Source organism: Aestuarium sp. (assembly GCF_023253315.1).
Classification (GTDB): Bacteria; Pseudomonadota; Alphaproteobacteria; order Rhodobacterales; family Rhodobacteraceae; genus Marivivens; species Marivivens donghaensis.
The window spans coordinates 243-11,797 of the sequence record NZ_JALRGW010000014.1; the positions used below are offsets into that span (position 1 = coordinate 243).

Below are 11,555 nucleotides of genomic sequence, written 5' to 3' on the forward strand. Positions count from 1 at the left end.
AAACAGCAGCATCGACCAACCAATCACGGTGATGGACCGCATTTGATCGGCGAGTCCCGTCACTTTGAGGATCAAGCCAATGATCACGACCGGGATCGTGGCGACCATCAAAAGGAACGCCAGTTTCGAACCATCGGTATCGATTCGCCCTGTGAGCATACGGGGAACGCCCAAAATCGCACTTTTCACATCGTTCCAAAAGAAAAGTATCACGGCACCCAAAGTGCCGACATGAACGGCTACATCAATTGCAGGGCCTTGGTCTTGGGTTCCGACAAGGTGCGGAAGAAGAACGAGGTGGCCTGAGGAGGATACGGGCAGAAATTCTGTAAGTCCTTGAATTACAGCAACTAAAAGCAGGTAGTAGAGACTCATGATTTCCGACCTTGAGCGATTTTGATGTCTACGAGGATTGTCATGATCTATTTCGGGTGACTTTAAAAGGTCAGTTTAAGTTACCTAAATTTTGATCAATTGTCTGACTTTCAGAGTGTTCGGAGGTCGATGATTGAAAAATAGGTCAGCACTTTTGACTTTTCTTTTCTTTTGAGAGGAATTAATCAGCAAATCCGAGAAGACTGCGGAGGGATGCCTGTGGCTACTGAAAAGATGCTAAAGTTCGTGACGGTTGGCCGTGACATGCCCGAAAAGCGTGGCGCGGAAGTTCGTCGTGAGGACTTCAACGAAATTTATTCCGAGTTCGCTGCTGCGAAAGCAGAAGAGCAAGCGAGCCGTTGTAGCCAGTGTGGTGTGCCTTATTGTCAGGCGCATTGCCCGCTGCACAACAACATCCCTGATTGGCTCCGCATGACTGCCTCTGGCCGTCTGCAAGAAGCATATGAGATCAGCCAAGCGACAAACACCTTCCCAGAAATCTGTGGCCGCATTTGCCCGCAAGACCGTCTGTGCGAAGGTAACTGCGTTATTGAACAGTCTGGTCACGGCACTGTCACCATTGGTTCGGTTGAGAAATACATCACTGACACTGCGTGGGAAAAGGGTTGGGTTAAACCGATTGTTCCTGCCGCAGAGCGTAGCGAATCTGTTGGCATCATCGGCGCTGGACCTGCTGGCCTCGCTGCGGCTGACGTTCTTCGTCGCCAAGGCGTTCAGGTCACAGTGTATGACCGTTACGACCGCGCTGGCGGTCTGCTGACCTACGGTATTCCGGGCTTTAAGCTCGAAAAAGACGTCGTGATGCGTCGTATCGCTCAGTTGGAAGAAGCAGGTGTTGAGTTCGTCATGAACTGTAACGTTGGCGAAGATCTGACCTTTGATGCGATCCGTGGAAAGCATGACGCGATCCTCATTTCGACAGGTGTTTACAAAACCCGCGATCTGGTTGCTCCGGGCTCTGACGCATCTGGTATTGTTCGTGCTATCGATTACCTCACCGCGTCGAACCGCAAGAACTTTGGCGACGATGTCCCTGAATACGATTCGGGCGAATTGAACGCTGAAGGCAAAAAGGTTGTCGTCATCGGCGGCGGTGACACCGCGATGGACTGCGTTCGCACTGCGATCCGTCAGGGCGCGACCTCGGTGAAGTGTCTCTATCGTCGTGACCGTGCAAACATGCCGGGTTCGCAGCGCGAAACTCAGAACGCAGAGGAAGAAGGCGTCGAATTCGTCTGGCTCGCTGCGCCTAAAGGGTTCGAAGGCGATGCTGCGGTTACTGGCGTTGAAGTTCAGAAAATGCGCTTGGGTGCACCAGATGCGTCTGGCCGCCAGATGCCTGAAGTGATCGAAGGCGCGGATTATGTTGAGCCCGCAGACCTCGTGATCAAAGCGCTGGGCTTTGAACCCGAAGACCTGCCGAAACTCTGGGGCGTTGATGGTCTGGATGTGACCCGTTGGGGCACTGTGAAAGCGGACTTTGGCACAGGCCAAACAAGCCTAGACGGTGTTTATGCAGCGGGCGACATCGTTCGCGGTGCATCGCTCGTTGTTTGGGCGATCCGTGACGGCCGCGATTGTGCTCAGTCCATCCTGTCCTACCTGAACCAATCGGCAACGGTAGCAGCGGAATAAGGCTTGCGATGAACGGTTTGCGCTCCCTCACTCTGGTTTTGACAGCGGTTTGTGCCGCTGGCTCTGCCGTGGGTGCGCAGCAGGTTGCTTTGCCCGAGGGCTGTGAGGCTTACGTCAGCATGCAGAAACGTAGCTGCACTGTGTCTCACATCTTTCACTGTGCAAACGATCCCGAAGGCTATCAGCGGCGTGTCGATTTCAATCAGGAAGGCATGACCTATCTGGGTATCATCGACGCCGAAGCACAATGGATCGAGAGTTTTTCACCTGCCCGTGGTGAGACAACTAGGCTGATGGCTGGGGCTCTCGACCCTGCGTCCTTGACCGAGTTGCTGGCAACAGGCGGCGACACGTTCGAGTTTTTCACGAACGGCGATGTAAATGGGGCGACCCAATACATTGGTGAAGACCAGCTGACCGGCGAAACCGAAACTATCGATGGTGTTGATGTTCTGGTCACCAGCTTTGTGGTGCAGATCGAACGCTCCAACGGTGACATCGAAACTGTTCAAGGCAACGAATACGTCCATCCCGAATGGCGCACGTTCCTATCTGGTGTGCGCACATTCACGACCGCCAGCGGCGAAAAGATCACTCAAGATCACCGCCCTGTCGACTTTATCTTTCCGGGCGAGGGCGGGTTTCTGTCCATGACCCCGATCTATGACTGTGGCGCTACGCTGTCCAAGGCGGTGCGTTCATGAACCTGATTACTAATCATGACTGCGGTTGCGCGACGGTTGCGCCCGACAATGTCCTGAATTCCAAGGAGATGCCTCATGACCATCTATGATGAAAACTGGGTCGCAGCCGAAGAGGCAAAGCGCGAGTGGATGTCGAAGAACAGCCTCTACCGTACCGACGACGAACATTCGTCCTGCGGTGTTGGGCTTGTTGTTGCGCTGGATGGTAAACCGTCCCGCAAAGTGGTCGATAACGGGATCAACGCGCTCAAGGCGATTTGGCACCGTGGCGCTGTCGACGCTGACGGCAAAACGGGTGACGGCGCGGGTATCCACGTTCAGATTCCTGTGACCTTCTTCTACGACCAAATCCGTCGCACTGGCCACGAGCCAGACATGAACAAACTGATCGCAGTTGGTCAGGTGTTCCTGCCGCGCACCGATTTCGGCGCTCAAGAGCGTTGCCGTACAATCGTTGAGTCCGAAGTGCTCCGCATGGGTCACTACATCTACGGTTGGCGTCACGTTCCTGTGAAAACCGATTGCCTTGGTGAGAAAGCGAACGCGACCCGCCCTGAGATCGAACAGATCCTGATCCGTTGTGAAAAGGACATCGACGAAGAGCAGTTCGAGCGCGAACTCTACATCATCCGTCGTCGGATCGAGAAAGCAGCTCTCGCGGCACAGATCCCGTCGCTGTATTTCTGTTCGCTGTCCTGCCGTTCGATCATCTACAAAGGCATGATGCTGGCAGAGCAGGTTGCGGAATTCTATCCAGACCTGATGGACGCACGTTTTGAATCGGCCTTCGCGATTTATCACCAGCGTTATTCGACCAACACCTTCCCTGAGTGGCGCTTGGCTCAGCCGTTCCGCATGCTTGCGCACAACGGTGAGATCAACACCATCAAAGGCAACATCAACTGGATGAAGAGCCACGAGATTCGCATGGCTTCTTCGACCTTTGGTGACATGGCTGAAGACATCAAACCGATTATCCCTGCTGGCACCTCCGACTCGGGTGCTCTGGATACTGTGTTTGAGGTTCTCGTTCGTGCTGGTCGTAACGCACCGATGGCGAAGACGATGCTCGTTCCCGAAGCATGGTCGAAGCAGGGCGAAGACATGCCGCAGGCGTGGCAGGACATGTATTCTTACTGCAACGCTGTGATGGAGCCTTGGGATGGTCCGGCTGCTCTCGCAATGACTGATGGTCGTTGGGTTTGCGGCGGTCTCGACCGGAACGGCCTACGTCCGCTGCGCTATGTTGTTACTGGCGACGGCCAGCTGATCGCTGGCTCCGAAGTTGGCATGGTGCCGACCGATGAGGCGACCGTTGTTGAAAAAGGCGCGCTCGGTCCGGGTCAGTTGATTGCTGTCGATATGAAAGAGGGCAAGCTCTACCACGACGTCGAGATGAAGAACAAACTCGCGTCCGCTCAGCCGTTCGGTGACTGGATCGAGAAAGTCGTCGATCTGACCGATCTGATGGGCAATGTCGAAGAAAAGACCCTGTTCTCTGGCGACGCACTGCGTAAACGTCAGGTTGCTGCTGGCTACTCACTCGAAGAGCTTGAGCAGGTTCTGGCAACGATGGCCGAGGACGGCAAAGAACTCATCGCGTCGATGGGTGACGATACGCCGTCTGCGGTTCTGTCGAAACAGTACCGTCCGCTGTCGCACTTCTTCCGTCAGAATTTCTCTCAGGTCACCAACCCGCCGATCGACTCGCTGCGTGAAACACGCGTGATGTCGCTCAAAACGCGGTTCGGCAACCTCAAGAACGTTCTCGACGAAGACAGCTCGCAGACCGAAATTCTGGTTCTGGAAAGCCCGTTTGTTGGCAATGCTGAATTCGACAAAATGGTCGAACAATTCGGCGATAGCGTTGCGTTCATTGATTGTACGTTCGAAGCTGGATCGGATCAGGAAGCCCTGCGTCAGGGCCTGGCTCGCGTTCGTTCCGAGGCAGAAGATGCGGTGCGTTCGGGCGCTGGTCACATCGTTCTGACCGACGAACATCAGAACGAAAACAAAGTTCCGATGCCGATGATCCTCGCGACGTCGGCGGTCCATTCGTGGCTGACCCGCAAAGGTCTGCGGACGTTCACATCGATCAACGTGCGTTCGGCTGAATGTATCGACCCGCATTACTTTGCAGTTCTGATCGGCTGTGGCGCGACCACCGTGAACGCTTATCTGGCACAAGACTCGCTTGCGGATCGTATTGAACGTGGCTTGATCGATCTGTCGCTGACAGACGCAGTTGAAAACTACCGCGCTGCTGTCGACGCTGGTCTTCTGAAGATCATGTCAAAGATGGGTATCTCGGTTCTCGCATCCTATCGCGGTGGTCTGAACTTTGAAGCCGTTGGTCTGTCGCGTGCAATGGTTGCGGAATATTTCCCAGGTATGCACAGCCGCATTTCGGGCATTGGTCTGCACGGTATCCAGCACAAGCTGGAAGAAGTGCACGCGAAAGGTTGGAAGTCGGGCGCAAACGTGCTGCCGATCGGTGGTATCTACAAATCGCGTCGTTCGGGCGAAAAGCACGCTTGGGAAGCGTCGACTATGCACCTGTTGCAGTCGGCCTGTGACCGCGCGTCCTATGAGCTGTGGAAACAGTATTCGACGGTTATGCAGTCGAACCCGCCGATCCACCTGCGCGACCTGTTGGCGATCAAGCCGATGGGCAAGCCAGTTCCGATTGAAGAAGTTGAATCGATCACGTCGATCCGCAAACGCTTCGTAACGCCTGGTATGTCGCTTGGCGCACTGTCGCCTGAGGCACACAAGTTGCTGAACGTTGCGATGAACCGCATTGGCGCGAAGTCCGACTCTGGTGAGGGTGGTGAGGATCCAGCACACTTTGTTCCTGAGCCCAACGGTGACAACCCGTCGGCAAAGATCAAACAGGTAGCTTCGGGTCGTTTCGGTGTAACAGCCGAATACCTTAACCACTGTGAAGAGCTTGAGATCAAAGTCGCTCAGGGTGCGAAACCGGGTGAAGGTGGTCAGCTGCCGGGCATGAAAGTGACCGACCTGATCGCACGTCTGCGCCACTCGACCAAGGGCGTGACGCTGATTTCGCCGCCGCCGCACCACGACATCTACTCGATCGAAGACCTCGCTCAGCTGATCTACGACCTCAAACAGATCAACCCGACTGTTAAGGTTACGGTGAAACTGGTTGCGTCCTCGGGCGTTGGTACGATTGCGGCTGGTGTTGCGAAGGCAAAAGCCGACACCATCCTGATTTCAGGTCACAACGGTGGTACAGGTGCTTCGCCTGCGACCTCGATCAAATACGCGGGTCTGCCGTGGGAAATGGGTTTGACTGAGGCGCACCAAGTGCTCGCGATGAACAACCTGCGTGACCGCGTTACTCTGCGGACCGATGGTGGTCTGCGGACAGGTCGTGACATCGTCATGGCAGCAATGATGGGTGCCGAAGAGTTCGGTATCGGTACGGCTGCTCTGATCGCGATGGGCTGTATCATGGTGCGTCAGTGCCAGTCGAACACCTGCCCAGTTGGCGTTTGTACCCAGAACCCTGAACTGCGCGCCAAATTCACCGGCACCGCAGAGAAGGTCGTGAACCTGATCACTTTCTACGCAACCGAAGTTCGCGAAATCCTCGCGTCGATCGGTGCACGTAGCTTGAACGAGGTTATGGGCCGTGCAGATCTGCTGACACAGGTATCGCGTGGTTCTGCTCACCTCGACGATCTTGACCTTAACCCGCTGCTGATCACGGTCGATGGCGCGGAAAAGATCAAATACGACCTGAACAAACCGCGTAACGTTGTTCCAGACACACTTGATGCCGAGATCGTTAAGGACGCTGAGCGCTTCCTGCGCGATGGTGAGAAGATGCAGCTAGAATACGCTGTTCAAAACACCCTGCGAACCATCGGTACGCGCACGTCGAGCCACATCGTTAAGAACTTCGGTATGCGCAACTCGCTGCAGCCCGATCACCTGACGGTGAAACTCAAAGGTTCTGCGGGTCAGTCTCTCGGCGCGTTTGGCGCACCTGGTCTGAAGATCGAAGTCTCTGGTGACGCGAACGACTATGTCGGTAAGGGTCTATCGGGCGCGACAATTGTTGTACGTCCGCCGATGAACTCGCCGCTGGTTGCATCTGAGAACACCATTATCGGCAACACCGTTCTGTATGGTGCGACTGACGGCTACCTCTTTGCAGCTGGTCGCGCGGGTGAGCGTTTCGCTGTCCGTAACTCTGGTGCGAAAGTGGTTGTCGAAGGCTGTGGTTCCAACGGTTGTGAATACATGACTGGTGGTGTTGCGGTTATCCTCGGCTCGATCGGCCCGAACTTCGGTGCTGGTATGACTGGCGGTATGGCCTACCTCTATGATCCTGAAGGCGCGAATGAGCCTCTCATGAACATGGAAACCTTGGTCACCTGCCCAGTCACCGTTGATCACTGGGAAGCTCAACTGAAAGATCTGGTTGAGCGCCATGCTAAGGAAACCGGTAGCCGCAAGGCCGCTGAAATCCTTCAGCACTGGGAGACGGAGAAAGCGAACTTTGTTCAGGTTTGCCCGAAAGAGATGCTCGTTCACCTCAAGGCGCCACTGACAAACGAAGTTGCGGCAATGCCCGCAGAGTAAGTCAGCCAAAATAAGCATGCAGAAAACGCCGGCAGCACACTGCCGGCGTTTTTTATCAACAGATTAAATTTTTTTAATATATAAAACGAGGTAGACAACTGCCGTTGAGATCCCAAAGGGGTTCTGAGCACTCACGAACGATCCTCTTTTTTGTTCTTTAACTAGGGAGAAGGTCGGCATGTCCACTATTCCATCAGCAAAGCTAAAAGCTCTGCTAACCAGCAACAGTGACCTTTCAAAGGCATCGCTGGGCACTCGCATCATGCTTACGCGGATGCGCCTCGAAGTTCAAAACAACCCTGCGTCAATTGATGCCGTTGTGACTGAACTTCAGCAAACCACTGATACCAAACCGCAATTGGCGGCTGATTTGGCAAACATCTAAGGTAACAAAGGTTATAATTATGAAAAACGAACTCTTGAGTGTTGCCGAGGCCGCTGAACGTATCCAGTCGGGTGATGTTTTGGTCGTAGCTGGTAGTAGCAATCTGATGGCTCAATTGCCGACTGGTAAGTGGATCGGTGGCTCGACCGCATACTTTGTTACTGAGAATGGCGGTGCCGTAGTTCAGGATAAACTGTTCTGCACCACTATTGATGACGCAACTGATGCGACTGTTCGCGTTGTGTCTCCTGACGAAGTTGCGACCATCTCGAAGGGCTACAAAGCTGGTGGTTTCACGGTCATCCTCGTTCCCGCAATGACCGATGCGCACATTCGCTTTGCTCTTGATAGTGCCAATGACGCAGACCTCTTTGATCAGCCGCTGGTAGGTTGGGTGACGGGCGTGCATCTCGATAATCTTGGCAGCGAAGCCTCTGTGGTCGTAGATGGCAGCACAGGTGCGAAGCTAGAGAACGCCGCCGTGCTGTTGCATGTTGAACTGCCCGCTGGGTCGTCCGTTGATTTCGACATTGTGAACATCTTCACCCAAGGCGAAGAGATGTCGGTCGTCTTTTCCGAGACAGGCTTCACCGCGCGAACTGCAAAAGTGAACGGCGTTGAAGTGAACCTCGCGCAGTATCTGACTGACAATGCGATCGACACGCGTCTGCCGCTTGTGGCGAACTACGCTGGTTCGATGGTTAACGTGTCTGTTCAAGCCGTTGATGTTGCGGATGGCCGCGTCGATTTCTATGCGCCGATCGTTGCTGGTATGGAATACAAGCTCGCTGCACCGCAGCCAGACTATGCGGCAGCTTTCGCAAACAGCATCGGTGAAGCAGGTGTTGGTCAGTATTCCTGTAACTGCATCCTGAACTACCTCTACGGCGACCTTGAAGGCAAAAAGACTGGTGGTTTCACTGGTCCTGTGACCTTTGGTGAAATTGCGTACATCTTGTTGAACCAAACTTTGGTCAAACTCGACGTCAAAGCCGCCTAAGTTCCCTAGAATGGCGCGGTCTTCTGGTCGCGCCATTTTTTTGCCCTGAAATTACCCTGGGTTGATCAAAATATCCTTAGGTTGTTTCAAATTATCGACCAATTCTGCCCTCATATTCTTAATTGTTTCGATTGATGAGTATTGAGAGGGCAGCATGAGACAGTCCCACCTACAGATCGCAAATACCGCCTCCATCCCTGCATTGCGGGCAGTTGATGTTGTAGTGGAAAAACCCTCTGCAAAGCTGACTTTGCAGTTGGGTGACATCCAACTATACCTGTGGCTATGTCCAAAGCCACGCGTCGCAAATCGTCCGTCCAATCGCAATCACTTGCGGCTCGTTTACGCTCAGGCGTGAGGCGCTGGGCGTTCCGGGCGCTTTGGGCTGTTCTTGGTTTTGGCCTTTTTGTCATCGTCCTGTTCTCGATCGTGAACCCGCCGATTACGCCCTATATGCAATCTGAAAGCTGGCGGTTGGGATCGATTGATCTCGAATGGGTCGCGATGGAGGACATTGCGCCAGTTATGGCTCGTAGTGTTGTTGCCGCTGAAGATGCGGATTTCTGTTTGCATTGGGGGTTGGATGTTTCCGCTATTCAGCTCGCAATGGCGCAGGGTGGCACACGTGGGGGCTCCACCATCTCTCAGCAGGTCGTAAAAAACGTCTATCTCTGGCAGGATCGGAGTTGGTTTCGAAAACTCCTAGAGGCCCTTATGACGCCCGTGGTCGAACTGGTTTGGTCCAAAAACCGCATCCTTGAAGTCTATCTGAATATTGCTGAATTCGACGAAGGTGTTTTCGGTGTGGGTGCCGCAGCCCAGCACTATTTTGGTGTTAAAGCGTCCCAATTGACTGCGACACAGGCGGCACGTTTGGCAGCGGTTTTGCCGTCGCCAAAGACCCGAAGTGCATCACGTCCAGATCGAGCGTTGATCAACCGCGCATCTAGCATCGCGGATGGTGCTGCAACAATTCTGAACGATGGGCGAGCGGCCTGCTTCACGGCGACTTCTGGCTAGTTCGTTGACTCCTTCGGGGTCCTCCCTTGATCCTTTCGCGGGAGGCTGGCATGGAGAGAACAATACCTTTCGGAGCTAGTGATGAACGTACTGTATCATTTTCCCCTGTCCCCATTTTCCCGCAAAGTGCGCCTCTGCCTTGGTGAAAAGAAGGTAGAGGTTAAACTGGTTGAAGAACGGTATTGGGAGCAAGATCCTGAATTCCGTCGCCGCAACCCCGCAGGCAAGGTGCCCGTTTTGAAGATGGGCAACAAAATGCTGACCGAGAGCATGGCGATTTGCGAGTACCTCGAAGATACATTTCCCGAACCAGCGCTCATGCCGCGCACCGCGGACGGCAAATACGAAGTGCGCCGTATCGTGTCGTGGTTCGATGACAAATTTTATCACGAAGTCACATCCAAGCTGATGGGCGAACGTGTGTTTCGCAAGCTGATGGGCACGGGTTATCCTGATAGCTCAAACGTCAAAGCGGGCGCCAAAGCGATCAAGTATCATTTGGACTACATGACATGGTTGCTGGAAAAACGCCGCTGGTTGGCTGGGAACGAATTGTCCTTGGCCGATTTCGCGGCTGCGTCGCACCTGTCCTGCCTCGACTATGTGTCTGATGTGGATTGGAACCGTTCTGAGGTGGTGAAAGACTGGTACGCAAAGATCAAATCGCGCCCAGCTTTCCGATCGATCCTCGCGGACAACATCCCTGGTTTCCCGCAGTCACCGCAGTATGCAAACCTTGATTTCTAAGGACCAGCTAAAGGCCTACGCCATTGATGCCGGTTTTTCGGCAATGGGTGTGTGTCGGCCTGATGCGGTTCCTGAAATTGCCGAACGTCTGCAGGTTTTTGTGGACGAAGGGCGTCATGGCCAAATGGCGTGGATGGCCGAGCGTATGAATTGGCGTGGCAATCCAGCGGCGCTCTGGCCCGAGGCCAAGTCGGTCATCATGCTGGCCGAAGCCTATACGCCGACACATGACCCGATGACGGTCGTGGGGCAGCCCGATAAGGCTGCGATTAGCGTTTATGCCCAGAACCGAGACTACCATGACGTCGTCAAAAAACGCCTAAAGGCCGTCGGTCGCTGGTTGCTATCGCACTACCCTGACGAACAGATCAAAGTTTTCGTCGATACAGCACCCGTGATGGAAAAGCCGCTCGGTCAGGCGGCGGGTCTTGGGTGGCAAGGCAAACACACGAACCTCTTGGGTCGCGAACTGGGGAGTTGGTTCTTCCTCGGTGCGATTTTTACGACGATTGAATTCGAGCCTGATGCTGCAGAGCAAAGCCACTGTGGGTCATGCACCGCGTGCCTCACGGCCTGCCCGACTGATGCGTTTCCCGCGCCGTATCAACTCGATGCGCGGCGGTGCATTTCATATCTAACCATCGAACACAGTGGGCCGGTTGACCTCGACCTTAGGGAAAGGCTCGGCAATCGGATTTACGGTTGCGATGATTGTCTTGCCGCCTGTCCATGGAACAAATTCGCGGTAGAGGCGCGGGAGGTCAAATATGCAGCTCGTGAGGACTTGATCGCGCCTGATCTGGCCGAACTGGTTTTGCTGGACGACGCGCAGTTTCGGGCAAAGTTTTCAGGCAGTCCAATCAAACGCATTGGGCGAAACAGATTTGTGCGTAACGTGTTGTATGCGATCGGAAATACGGGGGATGCTGCCTATATTTCGTCCGTTTCGCCATTGTGTTCAGACCCAGATCCGACCGTTTCGGACGCTGCCCAATGGGCTATGGATCGCATTTCGCGCTAAAATATGGTATGGCTTGATCCTGATAGGAGAAGA

9 protein-coding genes are annotated in these 11,555 nt (G+C 54.2%); 8 read left to right on the top strand and 1 reads right to left on the bottom strand.

Going from position 1 to position 11,555, the window contains the following annotated elements:
* A partial coding sequence (locus AC1QQ2_RS08615; protein ID WP_479712832.1) for an undecaprenyl-diphosphate phosphatase occupies positions 1-375 on the bottom strand: 375 nt, incomplete at its 3' end.
* 219 nt (positions 376-594) lie between these two features.
* Between AC1QQ2_RS08615 and AC1QQ2_RS08620 the strand changes: the two genes are divergently transcribed.
* The 8 genes from AC1QQ2_RS08620 to queG all read left to right on the top strand — a co-directional run bounded on the left by AC1QQ2_RS08620 (position 595) and on the right by queG (position 11,522).
* On the top strand, positions 595-2,031 hold the full coding sequence (locus tag AC1QQ2_RS08620; protein ID WP_479712833.1) for an NAD(P)-dependent oxidoreductase: 1,437 nt from the start codon (positions 595-597) through the stop codon (positions 2,029-2,031).
* Between the two features lie 38 nt (positions 2,032-2,069).
* Positions 2,070-2,735: a hypothetical protein gene (locus tag AC1QQ2_RS08625; RefSeq protein WP_158664568.1), complete on the top strand. Its 666-nt coding sequence runs from the start codon at positions 2,070-2,072 to the stop codon at positions 2,733-2,735.
* Between the two features lie 75 nt (positions 2,736-2,810).
* Entirely contained in the window at positions 2,811-7,349 is a 4,539-nt protein-coding gene (gene gltB / locus AC1QQ2_RS08630; RefSeq protein WP_479712834.1) for a glutamate synthase large subunit, read from the top strand.
* Positions 7,350-7,527: 178 nt separating this feature from the next.
* Positions 7,528-7,734 (top strand): hypothetical protein, encoded by a 207-nt coding sequence (locus tag AC1QQ2_RS08635; RefSeq protein ID WP_158664567.1) that lies wholly within the window; start codon positions 7,528-7,530, stop codon positions 7,732-7,734.
* A gap of 19 nt (positions 7,735-7,753) precedes the next feature.
* On the top strand, positions 7,754-8,734 hold the full coding sequence (locus AC1QQ2_RS08640; RefSeq protein ID WP_479712835.1) for a DUF6976 family protein: 981 nt from the start codon (positions 7,754-7,756) through the stop codon (positions 8,732-8,734).
* Positions 8,735-9,013: 279 nt separating this feature from the next.
* Positions 9,014-9,754 carry a monofunctional biosynthetic peptidoglycan transglycosylase gene (mtgA, locus tag AC1QQ2_RS08645; protein ID WP_479712836.1) on the top strand — a complete coding sequence of 247 codons (741 nt, stop codon included), beginning with the start codon at positions 9,014-9,016 and terminating at the stop codon, positions 9,752-9,754.
* Positions 9,755-9,835: 81 nt separating this feature from the next.
* Positions 9,836-10,501, top strand: coding sequence for an FtsZ-binding protein FzlA (gene fzlA, locus AC1QQ2_RS08650; RefSeq protein ID WP_067552609.1), 666 nt, complete (start codon positions 9,836-9,838; stop codon positions 10,499-10,501).
* Positions 10,482-11,522 (top strand): tRNA epoxyqueuosine(34) reductase QueG, encoded by a 1,041-nt coding sequence (queG, locus tag AC1QQ2_RS08655; RefSeq protein WP_479712837.1) that lies wholly within the window; start codon positions 10,482-10,484, stop codon positions 11,520-11,522. Before fzlA ends, queG begins: the two co-directional genes overlap by 20 nt.
* Positions 11,523-11,555 lie beyond the last annotated feature (33 nt).

Coding starts and splice junctions, on each gene's coding strand:
- gltB (WP_479712834.1), top strand. CDS start 2,811: ATGACCATCTATGATGAAAACTGGGTCGCAGCCGAAGAGGCAAAGCGC.
- AC1QQ2_RS08635 (WP_158664567.1), top strand. CDS start 7,528: ATGTCCACTATTCCATCAGCAAAGCTAAAAGCTCTGCTAACCAGCAAC.
- AC1QQ2_RS08640 (WP_479712835.1), top strand. CDS start 7,754: ATGAAAAACGAACTCTTGAGTGTTGCCGAGGCCGCTGAACGTATCCAG.
- fzlA (WP_067552609.1), top strand. CDS start 9,836: ATGAACGTACTGTATCATTTTCCCCTGTCCCCATTTTCCCGCAAAGTG.
- queG (WP_479712837.1), top strand. CDS start 10,482: ATGCAAACCTTGATTTCTAAGGACCAGCTAAAGGCCTACGCCATTGAT.